Below are 22,049 nucleotides of genomic sequence, written 5' to 3'. Positions count from 1 at the left end.
TTATCATCCTTGTGTCGTTCTGTGTTTTCTCCGGCTCTGTCATTTATCTCTACCGGTTAATATGTAAGCCGCTCAATCAGTTTCAGGAACAGCTGCTTCAGATTGGAGGAGGCTCCCTACAGATGGTAAAGCAGGAGTATGATATCAAGGAATTCGATGACCTGATGCATGAAGTGGAGAAGATGAAGGACCAGATCAGGAATCTTATTGATAACGTTGTGGAAAAAGAAAAAAATATCCAGCGGATAGAATATGAGAAGCTCCTGTTCCAGATTAATCCACATTTTCTGCTCAATACTTTAAACTCTATCCAGTGGATGGCAAGGATGAGCCATCAGGATAACATTACGGAATTTGTGCAGAGATTAAAGAAGCTGCTGTCGTACAATCTGGGAAAAGAGGGAATGCAGACAACACTCAGGACAGAGATTGATATTGTGAAAGAATATATCGCACTCCAGCAGATGCGATATGATTTTGTGATAGAAATGAATGTGGAGGAAGGCAGTTATCTGGAACAGCCAACGGTGCGGATGCTGCTTCAGCCGCTGGTGGAAAATGCGATACAGTATGGACTTGGAAAGGATGAGAAAATAACAATACAGATCTTTGAAGATAATAGGCGGGGATTAGCGGCAATCACCATAGCAGACAGCGGTAACGGACTGACCAGAGAGGAGATTGATCAGATCAATGCACCTTTTGATTATGATCTGCAGAAAATGCAGAATGGGAACAGAGGGATTGGTCTGCGGTATGTAAAGGCAATGCTGGATTCATTCTATGAAGGACAGACGAATCTGTTCGTAAATTGCAAAAAAGGATGTGGAACCAAGATTACAATTCTAATCCCGGTTCAGGAAGAGTTACGGGATAAAGCTAAAGTGACAGATACTGGTATAGAATAAGAGGGTATGAGGGAATGAGAGTATTAGTTGTTGATGATGATAAACTGGCTAGGAAAGGTTTGATATCCATAATGAACTGGGAAAAATATGGATTTGAAGTTGTGGGCGATGTCCAGAATGGGAGTAAAGCACTGGAATTTCTGAAGGATAACATGGTGGATGTTGTGTTCACGGACATAGATATGCCGGAGATAGATGGGATTGAGCTGATGGAAAGATGCAGAACAGAATATCCGGATGTGAAATTTGTGATCTTTTCAGTACATGAAGATTTCCGTTATGCACAGAAAGCCATGAGACTGGGAGCACTGGATTACATATCTAAGATAAGCTTTGATGAGGATGACTGTGACCAGATACTGGAGCGGGTGGATAGAAAATATAAGGATAATCTGTTAAAAAAGGAAAAAAGGCAGGAGGATCACGGATTACGCAAGGAGCTGGAAAATGCATGGATGAACACCAGATGGATATATGATGATAACGAGTTTGGCAGGTTGTGTGAAATGACAGGGGAAGTGGAGCTTCGCACTGCCGAAAGGATTTTTGTAAAGAGCCTCCACCGCATTCAGGAGATCACAGGGGAAGAGTATGAATTTCCGGCGCTATCCTCCGTAAATGATATGCTGGCATGGGTAAAAAAATGGAAGGATGAGCTGTACCGGATGTGCCTGCAGACAGAAAAAGCAAATGATATCTATATCTTTGCAAGGATTATCCTATACATAGAAGAACATATAGAAGATAACCTGAAGTCGGAAGATGCCGCAGCGGAGATTGGAATGAGCAGAAGCTATTTCAGCACGAGATTTAAAGAAATGACCGGTGATACATTTCATAACTATGTGATCAGCAGAAAAATGCATGCGGCGGCATGTAAAATGGAAAAAGGAACTGAAAATATCACGCAGATTGCATCAGATCTGGGATATGACAATTATTATTATTTTACAAAAGTGTTTACAAAAGAATATGGATGCACACCAACAGAATATGCAAACAGGGTTAAAAAATGTTCGATTTGATTCGAACATTTTTTTAAATTTAAAAAAAAGACTGTAAAATCAGAAACAATATCGTCTAGTGAAAAATATGATTACAGGATAAACTGTCTATAAAAGAAGGGAGGTTTACTCATGTACATTAAAAGGTTTGTGAAACATTATTACATAATGCTGGTACCGGCTTTCCTGTGGCTGTTCTTTTTCAGTATCGTGCCTATGTTTGGAATCGTGATGGCTTTTCAGGATTATAATCCGGGACAGGGCATCCTGCATTCCAAATTTGTTGGTCTGGCTAATTTTGAGTATATGTTTCAGATGAGTGACATTGCGCAGGTTTTGCGGAATACAGTCACTATTGCTGTGGGTAAGATCATTGGAAATATTATTTTCCCGCTGATTTTTGCATTATTATTAAATGAACTGGCATTGAAAAGACTAAAGCGTCCGATTCAGACAATCGTATACTTACCGTATTTTCTGTCCTGGGTTATTCTTGCAAAGATCGTGCTGAACATTTTCGGTTATACAGGACCGATAAATCAGCTGATACAGCTGTTTGGCGGCGATTCGGTCAATTTCTTCGGGGAAGCAAAGCTGTTCCAGCCGCTGGTGATTGGTACGGACATCTGGAAAGGGTTCGGTTATAATACAGTAGTTTATCTTGCTGCTATCCTGGGTGTTGATAAATCATTGTATGAAGCGGCAGCAGTAGATGGTGCCGGCAGGTTTAAGAGGATATGGCATGTGACGCTGCCGGGTATAAGGACGACAGTAGCACTTCTGGCTATCCTGTCTCTTGGCAATATATTAAATGCAGGATTTGACCAGATATATAATCTGTATAACCCATTGGTATATTCAACAGGAGATATTATTGATACATGGGTATACAGGGCTGGTTTACAGAATCTGCAGTATTCTCTGGCAACAGCAGTCGGATTATTCAAGTCTGTAATCAGTGTAATACTGATTGCCCTGGGTTACTGGCTTGCAGATAAATTTACCGGTTATAAACTGTTTTAGGAGGTGATATCTATGATTGAGAACAAAAGCCTCGGCTCCAAGATTTTCGATGTTTTGAATGTGGTGTTCCTTGTTATAGTCGCGTTGATCTGTATTATGCCTGTATGGTATGTCCTCTGTGTATCCTTGAGCAGCAAGGAAGCCGTTAATGCAGGAAAAGTTGCTTTCTGGCCGGTTGGCTTCAATCTGCTCTCCTACCAGAAGATTTTGGGAGAAGGTGCATTTTTTGGTTCGTTCCTGATATCTATAAAAAGAGTAGTACTGGGTACTGCTGTCAGCATGGTATGTGTTCTTATGGCAGCGTTCCCATTGTCAAGAACGAAAAAGCAGTTCCCCCATAAAGAAATCTTCATGTGGATTCTCGTATTTTGTATGTTGTTCAATGGTGGTACTGTTCCATGGTATATCACTATGAGAAACTACCATCTGATGGACAGTATCTGGGGACTGGTGCTGGGAACAGGACTACAGGTGTTTAATGTAATCCTTGCAGTGAACTTTTTTAAAAATCTTCCATCAGAGCTGGAAGAAGCATGTTTTGTTGATGGCGGCGGACCGTGGAGGAATCTGATATCCATATACATACCGCTGGCAAAACCGATGGTGGCAACCATTGCACTTTTTACCATGGTCATGTACTGGAATGAATTCTTCCAGGGAATGGTCCTGAGTACAAGACAAAGCAGTTACCCACTGCAGACCTATATCCAGCAGATGGTTGTAACACTGGATTATTCTACAATGAACGTAGAACAGATCGCACAGGCGATAAAATTAAATAATCTCTCATTGGATTCAGCAAAGATATTTATAGCTATGATACCGGTACTGATTGTATATCCATTCCTGCAAAGATATTTTGTAGATGGTATTACACTTGGATCAGTAAAAGGATAAAAAAGGAGGAAAAGTATGAAGCAGAAACAGGTTATCGCACTTGTAAGTGCAACGGCACTGGTTGCGACTGCGCTGGCAGGATGCGGCAAAACATCAGAAGAAAACACACAGAAAACAGCAGTAGGTGAGGCAGAAGGAACAGCCAAGGAAGATCTCCCATTTTCAAAATATGCAGAGACAGTAACTGTCCATCTGGGCGGTTCAATGAATCCAAATGCGAAGATTCCTGACGGAATGAGCTATGAAGATAACTCCTATACACGCTTTTTGAAGGATGATCTTAATATCGAGGTCGTATATGACTGGATTGCATCCTCATCTGACTATGATGAGAAAATGAACCTGTGTATCGGAAGTGGTACGATTCCGGAGATGATGAATGTCAATGCGACACAGTACAGGGCACTTCTGAAATATGACATGATTCAGCCGCTGGATCAGTATTTTGAAGACTATGCTTCAGATAAGCTGAAAGGATTTGTGGAATCCGGTGGGGAAGAGCTGAAAAAATGTATCACGAATGATAAGGGAGAAATGATGGCAATCCCGGCTCCGAGTATGATGGTAGGAGAAATGAACGAAATGTGGATCCGTCAGGACTGGCTGGATAATCTTGGACTGGAGGTACCAAGAACCTGGGATGAAATGGCAGCAGTAGCAGAGGCATTCGTGACCCAGGATCCGGATGGTAACGGAGAAGATGATACCATTGGAATTCTTGGACCAGGTAATTCCAATCATATAAATGATATCGGAGATAACCAGTTTGGACTGGATCCGTTGTTCTGCAGCTTCCAGTCTTATCCACAGTACTGGCTGCAGGATGAGGATGGAACTGTAAAATATGGTTCAATTCAGCCGGAGACCAGAACAGCTCTGGAAAAAATCCAGAAATTATATACAGATAAACTGATTGATCCGGAAATGCTTGTTAGAAGCAATTGTCAGGAAGCTGTTTTGTCTGGAAAGGTAGGAATTTTCTTTGGACCTTGGTGGAGTGGTTATACGGTGGGAGATGCTACACTGGCAGGCGAAGCAGATTGGAGAGCATATTTTACACCACTGTCTGAGGACGGGAATTATTATACCCATATGCCGGATCCTACAAGTAAATATGTAGTAGTAAGTAAGAGCTGTAAGAATCCGGAAGCTGCATTTAAGATTATTAGCTATCTGGTTGCTCATGAACAACAGTGGACAGACGATGGCATTACCTCCTCAGAAATGAGTTGTGCGGATTTTTATCCGTTATGGAATGGCTACGACAATGCAGATGAGATTGAAGTATCCACGGAGACTCTTGAAAAATATCTTGCAGGAGAGATTACAATGGATGATGTCGATTTCTCACAGCACAAATTGTTAAAGAGTGATATGGAAGCAGTTAAAAAACTGAAAAAAGAACCTTATGATGATTTCAGCCTGGATAAATGGAATCTGGACAGTGACCTTGCAAAAACTAATCTTCCGAGACTTGTGTCACTTCTGGTTGGAGGAGCTCCCTATGTAAATGATAAATATATACCGGTTTACAATGCATATAGCGGTCAGACAGAAACCATGCAGGCAAAATGGGCTAACCTGCAAAAAATGGAAGAAGAAACATTTGCAAAGATCATTATGGGAAAAGCAGATATCAGCGAATTCGATACTTTCGTTAAAAACTGGAAGAATCAGGGTGGTGATCAGATTCTCAAAGAAATCAACGATGAATTAAGTAAGTAAAAGAGACAGCGGCTGATGGTGTTCATTAGCCGCTGCTCCTTAATTGGAGGTATAAAATGCGGGAAAACAAAGTAATCTACGGACTGATAGGATATGGTGGAATGGGTAGATGGCATACAGAAATCCTGTCAAATGTACCGGAAATTGAAATTGGTGGTATCTATGATATCAAGGAAGAAAAGAGAATAGAAGCAAAAGAAAAAGGTTTTTCTGTGTATGGCTCGGAAGAGGAAATGTTATCAGACCCGGATATTGATGTCGTGCTGATTGCCACTCCAAATGACTGCCATAAGCCGATTGCAATCCGTGCTATGCATGCGGGGAAAAACGTGATATCAGAGAAACCGGTGACTCTGTCATCTTCTGATCTTCAGGAGATGGAAAATGTTGCCAAAGAAACCGGAAAGTTCCTGACAGTACACCAGAACAGGCGCTGGGATGATGATTTCCTGATCATACGAAAGCTTGTAGAGGAGCAGAAGCTGGGGCATGTCTTCCGGATAGAAAGCCGTGTGCATGGTTCAAGGGGTATTCCGGGCGACTGGAGAAAAGAAAAAATACATGGTGGCGGAATGGTTCTTGACTGGGGTGTACATTTGCTGGATCAGATTCTGTATCTTTACGGAGATAGAAAAATTGAAACTGTATATGCATCACTTACCCATATTACCAATCAGGAAGTGGATGATGGGTTCACCACAATCCTGACATTTGAAGGCGGAACGGAAGTCTTAGTTGAAGTAGGTACCAATAATTATATTTCCCTGCCAAGATGGTATGTACTGGGTGAAGATGGTACTGCGGTAATCAGGGACTGGCAGTTAAATGGTGAGATCATACGGAAAACAGGCATAACCGAAGAGAAAGTAGTGCCGGTAAAGACAGCAGCAGGTCTGACCAAAACCATGGCTCCGAGACGGGAAGATACAATCGTGAAAGAAGAGCTGCCACATGTGTCCGGAGATATTGCGGATTTCCATAGGAATGTAGCAGCAGTTATAAGAGATGGGGCAGAGCCGGAGATTAAGCTCTTCCAGGTGATGCGTGTAATGAAACTAATGGAAGCTATTTTCCAATCAGCAGAAACAAACCAGGTGATTGATTATAGACAGTATGAATCATAAGTATTTATGAAGGAACAGGAGAAAATAAGTATGAAACAGATAAAAATAGGAACATGCGTTCCTGGAGCTAAGGCAGAAGAATGGTTAAAGGGATTTATTGGAAACGGATTTGAGACATTTTCTCTTAATTTCCATATGTCACTGGAAGGGACTGACCTTGATAAGCTGGCATTGAGCACGGAAAAACTGTTGGCAGGTACGGATTCCAAAATCACGACAGTTGGATACTATTGCAATCCTATCCAGTATGCAGAGCATAGGAAAACACTGGAAAATGTAATCTGCACTGCCGGAAAATTCGGAGCTACACATGTGAGTACTTTTGCAGGAGCGTGGGAAGGAAAGCCGGTAGAATCCGCATATGAAGAGTTTGGCAAGGTATTCCGGGAACTGGCTGATCTTGCAGAAGAAAAGGGAGTGAAGCTGGGAATTGAGAATTGCCTTATGGATGGAACATGGGAACATGCGACATGTAATATCGGTTTTAACCCTAAAGCATGGGAAGTGATGTTTGAGGAAGTAAAGAATGATAACTTCGGACTGGAATGGGAGCCGACACATCAGATGGTACAGCTTATCGATCCGGTAACAGAGCTGAGAAAATGGTGCAAAAAAATAGTACATATACATGGAAAAGATGCAACAATAGACTGGGATGCTGTAAGACATAGTGGCATATCAGGCGCAGTCCCATTTGTATGGCATCGTATGCCGGGCTTTGGTGACACGAACTGGAGAGATATCATTTCTATTTTAAGAAGTAACGGATATGAGGACGATATCTGCATTGAGGGATACCATGATCCTGTATATTCCGGAGAACTGGAGATGACCGGACAGCTTCATGCACTGAATTATCTGAAATGGTGCAGGGGTGGAGATTTTACACCAACTCCATGGGCAAAATAGATACAGGAGGATTTTTCTATGAAACTTGGGTTTATTACATCAATCCTTGACGGATGGACTTATGAACAAATGATGGATTTTGCTTCAGAGCAGGGATTTGAATGTGTGGAAGTGGCATGCTGGCCAGAAGAAAAAGCAGAAAGAAGATATGCGGGTGTAAGCCATATAGATGCAGAACGGGTAAACCAGGATGATGAATATGCAGCCCATATTATGGCATATGCAGAAAAAGCAGGAGTAGAAATCTCTGCACTGGCATATTATCCTAACGTAATGACGGCAGATAAAGAGAAAAGAAATGCTGCTATTGAACATCTGAAGAATGTCATACGTGCAAGTAAAAAGTTAGGTGTTGGCATGGTCACAACATTTATCGGAAGGGATCAGACCAAAAATGTACGGGAAAATCTTGAACTTGTAAAAGAAATATGGCCACCAATCATAAAACTGGCAGAGGTATGTGACGTAAAAATAGCAATTGAAAACTGCCCGATGCTTTTTGGTGAGGAACAGTGGCCCGGAGGACAGAATCTGATGACAACTCCGCCAATCTGGAGAGAGGTCTTCAAGATCCTGGACAGTGATAATCTTGGCATTAATTACGATCCATCCCACTTTATCTGGCAGATGATCGACTATATCCGCCCGCTTTATGAATTTAAGGATAAAATATTCCATGTTCATTACAAGGATATCAAGATATACAGGGATAAATTAGAGTCCTGTGGCATCATGGCTTATCCGCTGGAATATATGTCACCTAAGATTCCGGGACTTGGCGATGTGGACTGGGGAAAATACGTGTCAGCACTTACTGATATAGGATATGATGGCTGTACATGTATCGAAATAGAAGATAAAGCATTTGAGGATTTCAAGGAAAAGGTGGAAAAGTCTTTAATTCTCAGTAAAAGATATCTGGAGAAATATGTTATATAACACAGAAAAGTGCAAATAAGGAGGAAATACCATGAGAAAATTAAGAGCAGGAATCGTAGGCTGTGGCGGGATTGCTAACGGAAAACATCTCCCGGCTATGCAGCAAAGTGGTCTCTATGAGGTGGTGGCTTTTTGTGACATCATCATAGAGCGTGCGCAGGAGACAAAAGAAAAATTTGGCACAGAAGATGCAAAAGTATTTGAAGATTACCGTGAACTTCTAAAAGAAGATCTGGATGTTGTATATGTAACTACCCCAAACCGTTCCCATGCAGAAATCTCTATAGCAGCAATGGAGGCAGGAAGAGATGTCATGTGTGAGAAGCCAATGGCAAAAAATTATGCAGAAGCACAGAAGATGGTCGAAACTGCTGAAAGAACACACAGAGTTCTCAACATAGCATATCAGAACCGTTATCGTACAGATTCACTGTATCTGAAGGAAATGTGCAAAAGTGATGAATTGGGAGAAATCTATTTTGCCAAAGCACATGCACTCAGAAGAAGAGCTGTTCCGACCTGGGGTGTGTTCCTGAATGAAGAAGAACAGGGCGGCGGTCCTCTGATCGATATTGGTACACATGCACTGGATCTGACATTATGGATGATGGATAATTATGAAGTGCAGTCTGTTACGGGAGCTTCATTCCACAAGCTGTCTGATCAGACAGACCAGGGAAATGCATTTGGTAACTGGGATCCGGATAAGTTCTGTGTAGAAGATTCTGCTTTTGGCTTTATCCGTATGAAAAATGGGGCAGTGATCGAACTGGAATCAGCCTGGGCACTGAACACACTGGAGGTTGATGAGGCAAAAACAAGCCTGTGTGGTACAAAAGCCGGAGCTGATATGAAAGACGGTCTTAGGATCAATTACATCCACCATAACACACAGGTAGTAGAGAAACCGGAATTATCAAGCGGTGGAGTAGCATTTTTCTCAGGAAAAGAAAAGTCAGCAGCAGACTATGAACAGGAATTGTTTTACCACATTGTTGTTGATGGGGCAGAACAGGTTGTGAAGCCTGCACAGGCTGCAGTTGTCACACGTATTCTGGAAGCAATCTACCAGTCTGCAGAAAGTGGCAGGACAATCTACTTTGAGTAAAATACTAGATGCTTCGGGCTGATCTTTGGAGAAATGAACATTAGAAATAAACGGATTGAACATAAGGAGTATTTATGGAAATACATGAATTACAGCAATTGCTGTCAGAAATGTCATTACAGGAAAAAATAGGACAGATGGTGCAGCTCACTGGTGTATACTTCGATAAAGAGGCAGTACTCACAGGTGTTGTTGGCGAACAGTTACCACCGGAATGGATCATTCAATATGCCGGTTCAGTGCTTGGAGTGATCGGTAAAGATAAAATTTATGATATCCAGAGCAGATATATGGAACAGCATCCCCATCATATTCCACTTCTCTTTATGGCAGATGTTATCCATGGATGTCGGACGATTTATCCGATTCCGTTGGGGCAGGCGTGTTCATTTCATCCGGAACTGGTGTCTGAGGCGGCTTCTATAGCTGCCTCGGAGGCATCTTCAGAAGGGCTAAGGGCAACATTTTCTCCTATGATTGATGTTTCAAGAGATCCCAGATGGGGAAGGATGATGGAATCCTTTGGAGAAGACCCATATGTAAACGGGATCATGGGAAAAGCAATGGTAGATGGCTATCAGCAGAAAGCTGATACCGGAATAGCGGCATGCCTGAAGCATTTTGCAGGTTATGGGGCTGTGAATGCGGGAAGGGAATATAATGATGTTGAAATATCCCAGCGGACATTTCTGGAGCAGTATGTAAAACCTTTCCGTATGGCATTAAAAGCAAAGCCTGCTATGGTCATGACAGCTTTTAATGCTATTGACCGTAAACCGATAAGTGGAAATAAGGAACTTCTTAAAGGGCTTCTGCGGGATAAGGAAGGATTTGAGGGAACTGTAATTTCAGATTGGGGCTCCATAGGCCAGCTGGAAGAACAGGGAGTGGCAGCTGATATGGAAGAAGCAGCAATCCAGGCTTCAGAAGCCGGTGTAGACATTGATATGATGAGTCCTGCTTATATGCTGTGTCTTGAAAAACTGGTGGAAAGTGGCAAAATTCCAGAAGCGTTTGTTGATGAAAGTGCATTCAGGGTCCTGATGATGAAAAATCAGCTGGGGCTTTTTGAAAATCCGTTTGCCGGTCTCGGAAAGAGTGGAAAACTGACTCTGTATAACCGGGAAAAGGCATATCAGCTGGCAGGCGAAAGCTGTGTCCTTTTGAAAAATGATAAGATACTTCCATTAAGCAAGAAGAAGAAAGTTATTTGGGCAGGACCCTATACAGAATCAAGAGAATTATTAAGCCGCTGGTCAATTTTTGGAGAACATGAGGCAGTTGAAACAATAGAAGATGTTTTACAAAAAAAGCAGATAGAAGCAGAATGTATTACTGGATGCAATATTCTTTCTGATGCAGAGTGTAAGGTATGGCAGGTGGAACAGGAATTGTCTGACAAGCCAGGGGATGAGCAGTGGCTGGAAACGATAACCCATGAAGATACGGTCGTATGTGTACTGGGTGAACATGAATCCCAGTCAGGAGAGGCTGCCAGCAGGGCATTCCTGACTTTGCCGGAAGAGCAGCAGGTGTTATTTGAAAAAATAGCAGAACGTACAAGTAATATCGTGACTGTGGTAATTGCAGGAAGACCATTGGATCTGCGGAGGATATCAGAAAAATCCAAGGCTGTCATTATGGCCTGGAGACCAGGAACTATGGGAGCTGAAGCAATCATAGATATTGTGTATGGCAGAATAAACCCTTCCGGCAAATTATCTGTGAGTATCCCATGGTGTGTGGGACAGGTGCCCATAAGCTACTGGGATGTAAAAACCGGACATATACTTACAGAAGATAATTCAGAAAACCGTTTCACCAGCAGATATATGGATATCCCCAATACGCCGTTATATCCATTCGGTTATGGACTGTCCTATACAGAGTTTGATATTTCGGACATTGATGTGCAGATAGGACAGGATAAAAAAGTACATGTACATTGTAATGTGCGCAATACAGGGAATGTTGGGGGAGCAGAAGTAGTCCAGTGTTATTATGAAACATTATATGCATCTGTAGTACGTCCAAAGAAAGAGCTTGTCCGTTTTCAGAAGGTTTTCCTGGAGCCGGGGGAGAAGAAGGATGTAGATTTCTTTATTGACCAGGAAGAATTCTCATATTATGGCAAAAACATGGAAACCGTCAGCAGCGGAATGAAACTGCGTATCAGTATTGGAAACAGTAGTGACCACCTTGTTTCTGAGAACATTATACAAGCATAGGAGAAAAGAGGCATGAAGGATTTTGAAAATGATTTGATTTATTATCCTAATCCGGACCCGGTCAAGGAACCGAGATTTATTTTAAACTCCGTAGATGAATTGGAAAAATCAGCAAAATACAGTGTTACCTGCAATGGAACAGAGCGTGTGGTATACCATACAGATTCGTTTGACTATGTTGTAGTAGTAGATAACGAAGCGTATGATCTGGAGATTTCAATCCATACACCATATGAAAAACTTGAAATCCGTCCGTCCAGCTTTGGCATAGTTCCTTCTGTAAAAGGAGAAACAGTCCATATCCATCTTGATAAACCGAGAAAGTTTACTGTAGAGACAGATGGTGGTCTTCATGATGCATTGTTTGTGCTTTGCTCGCACAGGATTGAGAAGCCGGCAGATACCACCATCTGCTTTGAAAAGGGCAAGGTATATAATGTAGGAGTTCTTACCTTAAAGTCCAATGATACGGTTTACATAGAGGAAGGTGCTGTTGTATCAGGGTGTGTATACGCAGACCATTGTGACAATATTTCCATTGTAGGAAACGGAATTATCAACGGAGCCTGCTGGCATCTGCCGGACAGTAATGCACACCGTTTCTTTATCTATGCCAAGTGGTGTAATAATGTACTCTTAAAAGGCTTTACTGCTGTAGACGGACCTTCCTGGCATGTAGTTCCTGCGGCGTGTGACCATGTTGTAATTGATGATATGAATATTATGTCGAGGATTGTAACGGGAGACGGTATTGATATTACGAGCAGCCAGGATGTAGAGGTAAAAAATTGCTTTATCCGTTCCACAGACGACAGTATCTGCATCAAATCCCAAAGATTGTTTGAAGATCCGTCAACGGTACGTGACGTAACAAAAGTGCGTGTTCACAATAACGTGATCTGGAATGCAGAACCCGGTAATGCCATAGAGCTTGGTTATGCCCTCCAGAGCGAAATCCACGACCTGGTATTTGAGGATTGTGATATTATACACTGCCAGTATGAAGGAAACATGGGTGGTGCGGCGATTTCCATCCATCAGGCAGATGGCGGCCATGTTCATGATATACATTATAAAAATATCAGAGTAGAGCAGGCAGAACAGAAACTGTTCGATATTAAGGTTCTGCTTTGCAGATATACGGAACAGCTTGCCAAAGGAGAGATTAATGATATCTATTTTGATAATATCCAGGTGCTGAACGGAGATATCCCGGTCTCCATGATCCGGGGGTATCAGACACCGACAGAAGAAGTACGTGTCCATGATGTCCATTTTGACAACATTACTTTTATGGGGAATAAGTGTGAAACCTGGCAGGATATGCGGCTTGTTACAGAACTGGCAAATGACATTTATGTCAATGGTGTCAGAACATGCAGACAGATGAAATTCTGAGAATATCACCATATAGAGATGGTTTTATTACTTGCAGCAAGGAGGGTATTTATGGAACAAAGCAACATGCTTTTCCAAAAAGACGGAAAAAATTATTTACAGCTGGACTGTGAAAATGCAAAAGAGATTTCTATGAAACTGGGGGAGAAAACATATCCATTTACAAAAGATGGGAAAAAATGGATTCTGGAGCTTCCGTTCTCCACAGCAGTGAATTATGTACAGATCTGCGTGGACGGACAGGAGGTTCTGCTTCCTGAACTGCCCATCGGGCATGGATACTGCTATTTATATAATTATATTGAACTGCCGGATGGAAATGAGCTGACGGAAATACGGGATATTCCACATGGAACACTGGTACACGAATTTTATATGTCAGGTATTTCCAATAACTGGGAACGGTTTATTGTTTATCTTCCGCCATGTGTACCGTCTGCGGGGCTTCCTGTCCTGTATCTGCAGCATGGATTCGGTGAGTGCGAGATTTCCTGGACAACAACAGGGAAAGCAAATATCATACTTGATAATTTGATTGAAATGGGAAAAATAAAACCATTTGTCCTTGTCATGTGCGATGGCATGGTAAAAGAAAAGTTTGGTTTAGAAGAGAGATTAAACCATGTTCTGCTGGAACGGATGCTGGTAGAAGAGATTATTCCGATGGTAGAAAAAAAGTATCAGTTTGGTGGATGCAAGGAAAAACGTGGCATGGCAGGATTGTCCATGGGTTCTGTACAGACAACAAGAACTGTATGCGATCACCCGGATCTGTTTAGCGAAGTCGGAATCTTCTCCGGTTTTTTAAGGGATTTTATTGAAGGAGACCCGGATAGGGATGTAGTTGACAGAAAGCCTTATGAGTAGGCTCATTTAAAGGCAATGGATAATCCGGCGTTCAACAGCTATTTCCATACATTTTTCCGCTGTATAGGGGATAAGGACAGCTTCCTTCCCAGGTTTCTGGCAGAGGATGAAATTATCCGGGAAAAGGGTGTTCATGAAATCAGAAGGATTTATCCCGGAGAGCATGACTGGAATGTGTGGAGACCTTGCTTTGCGGATTTTGCGCAGATGATTTTTCAATGAAACAGAAAAGTCTGCAGGTCATAGAATACAGTTGAATAAAGGAGATGGTTATACCATGAATCTGTTTTGCGAAGAGGTCCATAAACTGGAGGCGGAATTTAAACAATGCCGGAAGCTGCTGAACGCTATCGGGGATGAGAACCGCCAGCACCTTATATGCCTCATGATGAATATGCCGATTGATGGCGGTCTTGTATTGGAGATTGTCGAGCAGACGCATCATCCGGGCTGCCATTCCTTGATATGAAAAAGATCACAAGGGAGTCACTTAAGAAAGCCGAAAAAGGCAGCGGTGTCTATACAATGGGCTCGGTTTATAAACTGCCGGATACATGGACATCGACTTTTGACCTGAGCAATCACGAAAAAGTATCGGCACGAAATGATTATGCGGAGAAGCCACTGAAAAAAGTTGTCGAAGAAATCGTCGAGAGAAAAAATGGAGATCGGATGCAGCGGAATATGCCGTATTTTGTCAGGTTTGTCGTTGATTACTTCTATGACCGTATGAGAAAGACGAAAAACCTTCAATACGGTGACAGAACACAAAACCACGGGCAATATAAAACCCCATATACAAAGATTTGAACTAATCAGGTCAGGACAGTTTTATTTTGATGCCTGCTACAACTCGTCCAAGACCGCATTCCTGAAAAATGCTGAGAAGAAGGGATGCAAAATCCTGAATGGTCTTGGTATGTCCAGTTCCAGAGGGCTGCTTAGATCGAATTATGGACCGGACAGAAGGCTCCACTGGATGTGATGCGAAAAGAATTAAAGGAGATTATCCGGAAAGAAAATGAGAAGGCGCAGACGGAATGATTCTGTAATTCCGTCACTTCATGGAAGATAAATGTTATAGTGAATTTATAGTGAATAGAGAAACGCGATAGCGTAGTAAGCAATAATTTCAGATGATCTAGGTTTGATCAGAGAGGAGAAGAATATGAACAACTATTGTATGATCCAGAACTCCAAAACGTTTGCATTTTCCGCAGAGAATCCAACCGGTGTACGCGCAGGTGGTTCCCAGGGCGGTGACTGCACCAAGCTTCGTCCGACCGTGATGATTCCTGCAGGAGAAACCGTAACTCTGGTAGATGCTGCAGGACCGGGTGTGATCCAGCATATGTGGTTCACCGGATATGTCGGGCACCATTTTATCATCCGTATGTATTGGGATGATCAGGAATATCCGTCTGTGGAAGCTCCGCTCTCTGCATTCTTCGGATGTGCCTATGATGAAAATTTCGTGGACCGGGATGGCAAATATCCGGTGTTGAATTCTGCCATGATGCTGGTAGCTCCTGGTCGCGGCTATAACAGCTATTTTGAGATGCCGTTCCATAAGAGAGCTCGGATCACGATGGAAAACCGTGGTGACAAGGATGAAGAGCTCTTTTATATTATCACCGGAGCTTATCAGGAGATTCCGGCGGAGGCTGGTTATTTCCATGCCACCTATCGCCAAGAGCACCCGGTTCAGAAGGGTCGTACCTACACAATCGTTGACGGAATCGAAGGCAGGGGACAATTTGTCGGTGTGACTCTGGCAACTGGTATGAATGGCAACAATACCTGTTGGGTAGAAGGCGAAGCCCGCATGTATCTGGACGATGATCCGTATCCGTCTATCCACTATACCGGAACTGAAGACTACTTCGGCGGTTCCTATGGATTTGGAAATGACATCATCATCAAGAGCTATCAGACCTTCAGCGGCTTATATACCGGCATGTATGCAATCTATGGAGACAACCGGGAATTCTATAACGGACAGCAGAGATTCCTGCTGTATCATTTCCATATTGCAGACCCGATCCGTTTTGAGAATAAGTTTCGTATGACACTCGACAATATGGGCTGGACCGGACCGCGTTACGATGATTACACCAGTGTTGCTTATTGGTATCAGACCCTGCCGTCCGCACCGCTGATGCCACTGCCGACAGATGCAGAGATGTGTATGAGATAATAGAACCAGATTGGAGATGTCAGATAGATTGGTTTTAACCTTGCGACACGTCGCATCGGTTATATCGGACTGACATCAGAGATTTGCCGGAAAGGATAGAGGTATTATGTTACTGGAAGAGAAGTTTTTGGAATTTCATCGTTATGCCAGCAGCCACAATCTGCCGCTGGAAGCTATCAGTGTCGGAGATGAGAACAAGGTACTCTGTGAGATGCACTACGCAGCAAATACACCGAGAAATATTTATTCACATACCAAGAGTTTTACGGTAACAGCAGTTGGACTCGCAATGGAAGAGGGAAAACTAAGCCTGGAAGATCATGTGGCGGAAGTGTTTAAAGATAAACTTCCTTCAAATCCGGATCCAAATCTGGAGAAGATTCAGTTGAAACATCTGCTCTGCATGTCCAGTGGCTTTGGTAAGGCACTTCTGATGAATGCGGACAGACGTCCGGGCGTCGGCGCACCGGATTATGAGAAATATATGATGGCACAGCCGGTTCCTGTGGAGCCAGGCAGTGCATTCTGTTATTCCTCTGCCGACAGTATTCTGGCTGCTCATATGGTAGAACGGGCCGTTGGCAAGCGGATGGGAGAGTATCTGTATGAGAAGGTATTCCAGCCCCTTGATATGGGATGGCCGCTCTGGGAGCATGATCCACAGGGACATCCGAATGGCGGCGGAGGTATGTATCTGACTTGTACCGAGATGATGAAACTGGGACAGCTCTATCTGGCTGAGGGTAACTGGAAGGGCGAGCAGATTGTCAGCAGGGACTGGGTGCAGGAAGTGTCCACCCCGAAATTTACCTTCGAGCCATCTGCAGATCTCTGGCATGTAGGATATGGCTATCAGTTCTGGATCAGTCCATATCCAGGATCCTATCGTGCTGATGGCGCATTCGGACAGATTACAACGATTCTCCCAGAGAAGGGATTGGTTGTTTCCATTCAATGTCCGGAGCGAGGTAATTTCGATCAGGTGAAACGTGCGCTGCATGAACATTTTCTGATGGAATTGTAAGAATAGACTTGCGACAATATGCTATAATTTGCCCAGAATCCGCACTTTTGTCTGAAATTAATGATATCTATTTTGATAATATCCAGGTGCTGAACGGAGATATCCCGGTCTCCATGATCCGAGGGTATCAGACACCGACAGAAGAAGTACGTGTCCATGATGTCCATTTTGATAACATTACTTTTATGGGGAATAAGTGTGAAACCTGGCAGGATATGCGGCTTGTTACAGAGCTGGCAAATGATATTTATGTCAATGGTGTCAGAACATGCAGACAGATGAAATTCTGAGAATATCACCATATAGAGATGGTTTTATTACTTGCAGCAAGGAGGGTATTTATGGAACAAAGCAACATGCTTTTCCAAAAAGACGGAAAAAATTATTTACAGCTGGACTGTGAAAATGCAAAAGAGATTTCTATGAAACTGGGGGAGAAAACATATCCATTTACAAAAGATGGGAAAAAATGGATTCTGGAGCTTCCGTTCTCCACAGCAGTGAATTATGTACAGATCTGCGTGGACGGACAGGAGGTTCTGCTTCCTGAACTGCCCATCGGGCATGGATACTGCCATTTATATAATTATATTGAACTGCCGGATGGAAATGAGCTGACGGAAATACGGGATATTCCACATGGAACACTGGTACACGAATTTTATATGTCAGGTATTTCCAATAACTGGGAACGGTTTATTGTTTATCTTCCGCCATGTGTACCGTCTGCGGGGCTTCCTGTCCTGTATCTGCAGCATGGATTCGGTGAGTGCGAGATTTCCTGGACAACAACAGGGAAAGCAAATATCATACTTGATAATTTGATTGAAATGGGAAAAATAAAACCATTTGCCCTTGTCATGTGCGATGGCATGGTAAAAGAAAAGTTTGGTTTAGAAGAGAGATTAAACCATGTTCTGCTGGAACGGATGCTGGTAGAAGAAATCATTCCGATGGTAGAAAAAAAGTATCAGTTTGGTGGATGCAAGGAAAAACGTGGCATGGCAGGATTGTCTATGGGCTCTGTACAGACAACACGGACTGTATGCGATCACCCTGATCTGTTCAGCGAAGTCGGAATCTTCTCCGGTTTTTTAAGGGATTTTATTGAAGGAGACCCGGATAGGGATGTAGTTGACAGAAAGCCTTATGGGCAGACTCATTTAAAGGCAATGGATAATCCGGCGTTTAACAGCTATTTCCATACATTTTTCCGCTGTATAGGGGATAAGGACAGCTTCCTTCCCAGGTTTCTGGCAGAGGATGAAATTATCCGGGAAAAGGGCGTTCATGAAATCAGAAGGATTTATCCCGGAGAGCATGACTGGAATGTGTGGAGGCCTTGCTTTACGGATTTTGCGCAGATGATTTTTCGATGAAACAGAAAAGTTTGCAGGTTATGGAAAGGTATGGTAATTATTATGTGGAATGGTAAGAAGAAAGCGGTCACTTTTAGCTATGATGACGGAGTAGAACAGGATAGACGGTTGATTGCATTGTTTAACAAATATGGAATGAAAGCAACTTTTAACCAGAATAGTGGAATCCAGACAAGAGCCGATACATTTACCCAGGGAAATATCGTGATCCACAGGATGAATCAGAAAGATATGAGGGAGCTTTACAAAGGGCATGAAATTGCATCACATACCTTGACCCATGCCAATCTGAAGGGACTTGACGAGGAAACTGTATACAATGAAATTTCAACAGATATCAGGAATCTTGAAGCCTTCTATGAACAGAAAATAGCAGGATTCGTGTTCCCCTTTGGCACTTATGATGAATCAGCATTCAGAATATTAAAGGAATGCGGAATACAGTATGCAAGAACTCCGAAAGATACACATGGTTTTGCTTTACAATCCGACCTGCTGAGGTTCAAGCCTAGCTTCCATCATGCAGATTCAGATATTATGAGTGGGATTGACCGCTTTTTAAATATGGATACGGATGAACCACAGTTGTTATATATCTGGGGACACAGCTATGAATTTGATGTAGATGATAATTGGGAATATATGGAGTCCATTTTGAAGAAGCTGGCTTTTCATGATGATATCTTTTACGGAACCAATTCTCAGGTATTGCTTTAAAAAATAAAAAATCTCCATTGGTTTTGTCAGCCAATGGAGATTTTTTTTAGTTCTGTCTGTCTTTTATTTCTTTGTACTCTTTTTCAATGCCAGAGATTAATGTTTTCATTGTATACTCTAGGATTTCGTTACCGAATGCTGCAGAAGAATCTCTGACAGGGTGGCGTCCTGCGATTCCTTTTTGTAAGCAGCATACCAACGTTCAATAGTACCTGGTGCATAATGCTTTATGGAGCCATCCGGATGCATAACTCCCTTTACAGAGGTATTATTAAAGAAAGCTGACAGAGAATTATAGTCATCAGCCAGCCCGGTAATGAGTGGAGCAATCACTGAATAACGCATTAAAGCGATTGCATTCTTCTTTTCCTGATCCATTAGAGGGTCCTCCTTTGTTTTTTTCTTTAGTATAAGGAGGAATTGAGCAAAGGTCGTGTAAGGTTATGTGGTATTTAAGAAGAGAATATTTACCGTATTTTTTATCTGCATAAACTGATACGAAAAGTGTGCAAAACAGGATTTTATAAGCTGGCAGACAGGAGTAAGGCTGATGCGTCAGAGAGCAGTTTCTCATGCCAGTATTTACGATAGGCTCTGATGACATGGCGAAAGCAGCTTTCATCAATAGAAGGCGTAGCATTCATTACAAACTCCTGAGGAAGGTTATTTAGATAGTTATTAATAATAGATATCTGATCAGAGATGGAGACCTGAGAATAAGGAACCATTGAAGATAAAAGGATGGCGTGGGTATGACCACAACATTCGCATTTAACCCGGCAGATGTTAAAAACGAGTTTGCCGGAAGAAGATTTGACTGAACGCTGATAATAACCATGAATAGACAGGCAACCCGAATGTCCACAAGGGCAGGTGAGCTTGTGAAACTGGAGGTTATTTATCACATCATTATAGAAATTTGGCGTAAGAGGATTGTTTTTTTCGACGAATAGGGTTATCATAGCCTTGCTTGAACATAGGTTTTCCTATGTTGGTGATTGAGGCAGGAAACCAAACTTTGGTCGGGGAGGTTCCTGCTTCTTTGTTTATAAGTAACTTGGTTATAATAACAGAAGGTACAGGATAAAACAATCTGACGTATCATGCATCAGAATAATTTGTGCTGTACCTTCTTTTAATTTGCAGAATTTGAGAGGGATTTGGAGCAGGTAAAGTTACGAATAACACGATAATTGGTACAAGTGTAACAGTAGATGTACAATATATTGGATGTGAACAACTTTTTATAGAAAAAGAAACAAATATGGATGATACTGTTTTGAAAGAAAAAAGAATATATAATGATAATTTGCTTATATGTGTGGAAAGGTATAGGAAGAAGAAAGACGGAGAAGGTTATGAACTATCAATATCTTGGGATATAGAATATCAAGATTAAACAAATTGACGCATGATTATCAATCATGCGTCGTAGAAATAATATTAAGACTCAGCCTTACTTTTTATTATAGCAAGGATTATAGTCTCAACTGCTTTGATAGCAGCTATGATGACTTCGTCGCTAACCTTGTTCATGACATTACCTCCTTATTTGGCGCAAGTCTATCGGGTTACAAATGGAAGTCACCATTAATATTTCACAATAAGAATATACCAAATTTACAACGAACGCAAGGGTTATTTGATTCAGTGATGAATGGAGAATGTAAAAAATAAAGATGGTAGAAGGTCAGTAAAATCCCCATATATAAACGATAGAAAAGTTGTATTATAGAAATAAAAATGAACTTGTAAAATGAGTCTCTTTCCTATGGGATAGTGAAGGGAATAATACTATTCCCCATCTAATCTATGGAAAGGGGCTTTTTACTATGGGGTTCGCCAGAAAAGATGTTGAAGCAACGAGGCGCTGCGAAAAGAAGTTTGTGAGATATCAGGAAGGCGCTGAAAAATACAGTCTTGGATTGACAAAATTCCAGGCATTAGCAAAAGAGGCTAAGGCGACATATAAAATTGATAAAGTTGTCTTAGTGAACTGTGAGATCTTTGAAAAGTATCTTGAAACATTTAGAGAATATTAATTATTTACAGTGCGAAAAAGGACTCAGAGAAGATTGCTGCCTGTTGACATTTTGTCATACAAAAAGTATAATGTGAATCATAGGAGGTATGAATGCAGCTATGACTAAGATGGGAAGACCAAAGTCTGAAAACACTAAGAAGAAAGTTTTGAGTATTCGTGTGTCTGACCAGTTATATTCGCAGCTGCTTGCATACGCCGAAAAACATAATATGACCACTACAGATGTTGTTTTACGTGGAGTGGAGGCTTTTATCTCTAAGCAGGAATAAATCAATGAGTCCTTCTTTCGTTTTGGGAGGAGGAAAACAACATGGCAAAGACAAGAAAAGATCTGCGGGGAAGGTCGTTAAGAAAAGGAGAGGTACAGAGAGCGTCGGATAAGCGGTATATGTATACTTATACGGATCCGCTTGGCAGACGAAAATTTATTTACGCAAATGATCTTACACAATTAAGAGAAAAGGAAGAAAATCTGTTAAAGGATCAGTTGGACGGTCTCGATATTTATGTATCAGGGAAAGCAACTTTGAATGAGACATTTGACCGTTATATCTCTAC

The 22,049-nt window shown here is 42.0% G+C and carries 26 protein-coding genes and 1 pseudogene; 24 read left to right on the top strand and 3 right to left on the bottom strand.

The features are described from left to right. From WKT17_RS15390 to WKT17_RS15290, 21 genes are all read left to right on the top strand, one after another. Nucleotides 1-908 (top strand): sensor histidine kinase (locus WKT17_RS15390; RefSeq protein ID WP_340273541.1); only part of this gene is annotated, 908 nt, incomplete at its 5' end. Nucleotides 909-922: 14 nt separating this feature from the next. Further along, on the top strand, nt 923-1,933 hold the full coding sequence (locus WKT17_RS15385) for a response regulator transcription factor (RefSeq protein WP_340273539.1): 1,011 nt from the start codon (nt 923-925) through the stop codon (nt 1,931-1,933). A gap of 111 nt (nt 1,934-2,044) precedes the next feature. Further along, complete coding sequence (locus tag WKT17_RS15380) at nt 2,045-2,935, top strand: ABC transporter permease (protein WP_340273537.1); 891 nt, start codon at nt 2,045-2,047, stop codon at nt 2,933-2,935. 12 nt (nt 2,936-2,947) lie between these two features. After that, nucleotides 2,948-3,832, top strand: coding sequence for a carbohydrate ABC transporter permease (locus WKT17_RS15375; protein WP_340273535.1), 885 nt, complete (start codon nt 2,948-2,950; stop codon nt 3,830-3,832). A 15-nt stretch (nt 3,833-3,847) separates the two neighbouring features. Beyond that, a complete protein-coding gene (locus tag WKT17_RS15370; protein ID WP_340273533.1) occupies nt 3,848-5,557 on the top strand; it encodes an extracellular solute-binding protein in 1,710 nt (569 codons plus the stop codon). 56 nt (nt 5,558-5,613) lie between these two features. Continuing rightward, complete coding sequence (locus WKT17_RS15365) at nt 5,614-6,681, top strand: Gfo/Idh/MocA family protein (protein WP_055066831.1); 1,068 nt, start codon at nt 5,614-5,616, stop codon at nt 6,679-6,681. Between the two features lie 30 nt (nt 6,682-6,711). Continuing rightward, nucleotides 6,712-7,590, top strand: coding sequence for a sugar phosphate isomerase/epimerase family protein (locus WKT17_RS15360; protein WP_340273525.1), 879 nt, complete (start codon nt 6,712-6,714; stop codon nt 7,588-7,590). A gap of 18 nt (nt 7,591-7,608) precedes the next feature. Next, nucleotides 7,609-8,529, top strand: a complete 921-nt coding sequence (locus WKT17_RS15355; RefSeq protein ID WP_340273523.1) for a sugar phosphate isomerase/epimerase family protein — start codon at nt 7,609-7,611, stop codon at nt 8,527-8,529. Between the two features lie 31 nt (nt 8,530-8,560). Then, complete coding sequence (locus WKT17_RS15350; RefSeq protein WP_340273521.1) at nt 8,561-9,637, top strand: Gfo/Idh/MocA family protein; 1,077 nt, start codon at nt 8,561-8,563, stop codon at nt 9,635-9,637. Between the two features lie 74 nt (nt 9,638-9,711). Continuing rightward, a complete protein-coding gene (locus tag WKT17_RS15345; RefSeq protein ID WP_340273519.1) occupies nt 9,712-11,865 on the top strand; it encodes a glycoside hydrolase family 3 N-terminal domain-containing protein in 2,154 nt (717 codons plus the stop codon). A 12-nt stretch (nt 11,866-11,877) separates the two neighbouring features. Continuing rightward, on the top strand, nt 11,878-13,263 hold the full coding sequence (locus WKT17_RS15340) for a glycosyl hydrolase family 28 protein (protein WP_340273517.1): 1,386 nt from the start codon (nt 11,878-11,880) through the stop codon (nt 13,261-13,263). A 51-nt stretch (nt 13,264-13,314) separates the two neighbouring features. Beyond that, nucleotides 13,315-14,130, top strand: a complete 816-nt coding sequence (locus WKT17_RS15335) for an alpha/beta hydrolase-fold protein (protein ID WP_340273515.1) — start codon at nt 13,315-13,317, stop codon at nt 14,128-14,130. Nucleotides 14,131-14,145: 15 nt separating this feature from the next. Then, on the top strand, nt 14,146-14,352 hold the full coding sequence (locus tag WKT17_RS15330; RefSeq protein ID WP_340273513.1) for a hypothetical protein: 207 nt from the start codon (nt 14,146-14,148) through the stop codon (nt 14,350-14,352). Between the two features lie 55 nt (nt 14,353-14,407). Beyond that, nucleotides 14,408-14,599, top strand: a complete 192-nt coding sequence (locus tag WKT17_RS15325) for a hypothetical protein (RefSeq protein WP_340273511.1) — start codon at nt 14,408-14,410, stop codon at nt 14,597-14,599. Further along, entirely contained in the window at nt 14,596-14,940 is a 345-nt protein-coding gene (locus WKT17_RS15320) for a hypothetical protein (protein ID WP_340273509.1), read from the top strand. Before WKT17_RS15325 ends, WKT17_RS15320 begins: the two co-directional genes overlap by 4 nt. A 135-nt stretch (nt 14,941-15,075) precedes the next feature. Then, nucleotides 15,076-15,174 carry a hypothetical protein gene (locus tag WKT17_RS15315; RefSeq protein WP_242863738.1) on the top strand — a complete coding sequence of 33 codons (99 nt, stop codon included), beginning with the start codon at nt 15,076-15,078 and terminating at the stop codon, nt 15,172-15,174. Between the two features lie 124 nt (nt 15,175-15,298). Next, the gene (locus WKT17_RS15310; protein ID WP_340273507.1) at nt 15,299-16,327 is read left to right on the top strand and encodes a glycoside hydrolase family 172 protein; all 1,029 of its coding nucleotides are present in this window, start codon (nt 15,299-15,301) and stop codon (nt 16,325-16,327) included. Nucleotides 16,328-16,433: 106 nt separating this feature from the next. Continuing rightward, nucleotides 16,434-17,351, top strand: coding sequence for a serine hydrolase domain-containing protein (locus tag WKT17_RS15305; RefSeq protein ID WP_173886166.1), 918 nt, complete (start codon nt 16,434-16,436; stop codon nt 17,349-17,351). A 47-nt stretch (nt 17,352-17,398) separates the two neighbouring features. Next, nucleotides 17,399-17,641: a hypothetical protein gene (locus WKT17_RS15300; protein WP_340273501.1), complete on the top strand. Its 243-nt coding sequence runs from the start codon at nt 17,399-17,401 to the stop codon at nt 17,639-17,641. A 51-nt stretch (nt 17,642-17,692) separates the two neighbouring features. Continuing rightward, nucleotides 17,693-18,730: an alpha/beta hydrolase-fold protein gene (locus WKT17_RS15295; protein WP_340273499.1), complete on the top strand. Its 1,038-nt coding sequence runs from the start codon at nt 17,693-17,695 to the stop codon at nt 18,728-18,730. A 30-nt stretch (nt 18,731-18,760) separates the two neighbouring features. After that, entirely contained in the window at nt 18,761-19,447 is a 687-nt protein-coding gene (locus tag WKT17_RS15290) for a polysaccharide deacetylase family protein (RefSeq protein ID WP_340273497.1), read from the top strand. Nucleotides 19,448-19,564: 117 nt separating this feature from the next. On the opposite strand, the gene WKT17_RS15285 is transcribed toward WKT17_RS15290, so the two are convergent. The 3 genes and pseudogenes from WKT17_RS15285 to WKT17_RS16350 form a co-directional block, all read right to left on the bottom strand. Beyond that, nucleotides 19,565-19,825 (bottom strand): hypothetical protein, encoded by a 261-nt coding sequence (locus WKT17_RS15285; protein WP_204614712.1) that lies wholly within the window; start codon nt 19,823-19,825, stop codon nt 19,565-19,567. A 143-nt stretch (nt 19,826-19,968) separates the two neighbouring features. Continuing rightward, on the bottom strand, nt 19,969-20,091 hold the full coding sequence (locus tag WKT17_RS15280; RefSeq protein WP_340273492.1) for a hypothetical protein: 123 nt from the start codon (nt 20,089-20,091) through the stop codon (nt 19,969-19,971). Between the two features lie 30 nt (nt 20,092-20,121). Next, nucleotides 20,122-20,409 (bottom strand): annotated as a pseudogene (locus WKT17_RS16350) (DUF6431 domain-containing protein); the annotation flags it as partial. Nucleotides 20,410-21,279: 870 nt separating this feature from the next. On the opposite strand from WKT17_RS16350, the gene WKT17_RS15275 reads away from it, so the two are divergent. From WKT17_RS15275 to WKT17_RS15265, 3 genes are all read left to right on the top strand, one after another. After that, complete coding sequence (locus WKT17_RS15275) at nt 21,280-21,489, top strand: DUF6462 family protein (RefSeq protein ID WP_340273490.1); 210 nt, start codon at nt 21,280-21,282, stop codon at nt 21,487-21,489. Between the two features lie 100 nt (nt 21,490-21,589). Beyond that, nucleotides 21,590-21,760 carry a hypothetical protein gene (locus tag WKT17_RS15270; protein WP_164488620.1) on the top strand — a complete coding sequence of 57 codons (171 nt, stop codon included), beginning with the start codon at nt 21,590-21,592 and terminating at the stop codon, nt 21,758-21,760. Between the two features lie 41 nt (nt 21,761-21,801). After that, nucleotides 21,802-22,049 (top strand): integrase DNA-binding domain-containing protein (locus tag WKT17_RS15265; RefSeq protein ID WP_340273486.1); only part of this gene is annotated, 248 nt, incomplete at its 3' end.

This window comes from Blautia sp. HCN-20427 (assembly GCF_037890365.1).
GTDB lineage: Bacteria > Bacillota > Clostridia > Lachnospirales > Lachnospiraceae > Blautia.
This window is presented reverse-complemented; position numbering and strand designations above follow the sequence as displayed.

Bases quoted from the DNA above. Each gene is read 5' to 3' on its own strand.
- WKT17_RS15330 (WP_340273513.1), top strand. From the start codon at position 14,146: ATGGATAATCCGGCGTTCAACAGCTATTTCCATACATTTTTCCGCTGT.
- WKT17_RS15270 (WP_164488620.1), top strand. From the start codon at position 21,590: ATGACTAAGATGGGAAGACCAAAGTCTGAAAACACTAAGAAGAAAGTT.
- WKT17_RS15325 (WP_340273511.1), top strand. From the start codon at position 14,408: ATGAATCTGTTTTGCGAAGAGGTCCATAAACTGGAGGCGGAATTTAAA.
- WKT17_RS15350 (WP_340273521.1), top strand. From the start codon at position 8,561: ATGAGAAAATTAAGAGCAGGAATCGTAGGCTGTGGCGGGATTGCTAAC.
- WKT17_RS15365 (WP_055066831.1), top strand. From the start codon at position 5,614: ATGCGGGAAAACAAAGTAATCTACGGACTGATAGGATATGGTGGAATG.
- WKT17_RS15285 (WP_204614712.1), bottom strand. From the start codon at position 19,825: ATGGATCAGGAAAAGAAGAATGCAATCGCTTTAATGCGTTATTCAGTG.
- WKT17_RS15295 (WP_340273499.1), top strand. From the start codon at position 17,693: ATGGAACAAAGCAACATGCTTTTCCAAAAAGACGGAAAAAATTATTTA.
- WKT17_RS15280 (WP_340273492.1), bottom strand. From the start codon at position 20,091: ATGAATGCTACGCCTTCTATTGATGAAAGCTGCTTTCGCCATGTCATC.
- WKT17_RS15370 (WP_340273533.1), top strand. From the start codon at position 3,848: ATGAAGCAGAAACAGGTTATCGCACTTGTAAGTGCAACGGCACTGGTT.
- WKT17_RS15290 (WP_340273497.1), top strand. From the start codon at position 18,761: ATGGTAATTATTATGTGGAATGGTAAGAAGAAAGCGGTCACTTTTAGC.
- WKT17_RS15360 (WP_340273525.1), top strand. From the start codon at position 6,712: ATGAAACAGATAAAAATAGGAACATGCGTTCCTGGAGCTAAGGCAGAA.
- WKT17_RS15320 (WP_340273509.1), top strand. From the start codon at position 14,596: ATGAAAAAGATCACAAGGGAGTCACTTAAGAAAGCCGAAAAAGGCAGC.
- WKT17_RS15340 (WP_340273517.1), top strand. From the start codon at position 11,878: ATGAAGGATTTTGAAAATGATTTGATTTATTATCCTAATCCGGACCCG.
- WKT17_RS15385 (WP_340273539.1), top strand. From the start codon at position 923: ATGAGAGTATTAGTTGTTGATGATGATAAACTGGCTAGGAAAGGTTTG.
- WKT17_RS15355 (WP_340273523.1), top strand. From the start codon at position 7,609: ATGAAACTTGGGTTTATTACATCAATCCTTGACGGATGGACTTATGAA.
- WKT17_RS15275 (WP_340273490.1), top strand. From the start codon at position 21,280: ATGGGGTTCGCCAGAAAAGATGTTGAAGCAACGAGGCGCTGCGAAAAG.
- WKT17_RS15380 (WP_340273537.1), top strand. From the start codon at position 2,045: ATGTACATTAAAAGGTTTGTGAAACATTATTACATAATGCTGGTACCG.
- WKT17_RS15310 (WP_340273507.1), top strand. From the start codon at position 15,299: ATGAACAACTATTGTATGATCCAGAACTCCAAAACGTTTGCATTTTCC.
- WKT17_RS15335 (WP_340273515.1), top strand. From the start codon at position 13,315: ATGGAACAAAGCAACATGCTTTTCCAAAAAGACGGAAAAAATTATTTA.
- WKT17_RS15305 (WP_173886166.1), top strand. From the start codon at position 16,434: ATGTTACTGGAAGAGAAGTTTTTGGAATTTCATCGTTATGCCAGCAGC.
- WKT17_RS15375 (WP_340273535.1), top strand. From the start codon at position 2,948: ATGATTGAGAACAAAAGCCTCGGCTCCAAGATTTTCGATGTTTTGAAT.
- WKT17_RS15345 (WP_340273519.1), top strand. From the start codon at position 9,712: ATGGAAATACATGAATTACAGCAATTGCTGTCAGAAATGTCATTACAG.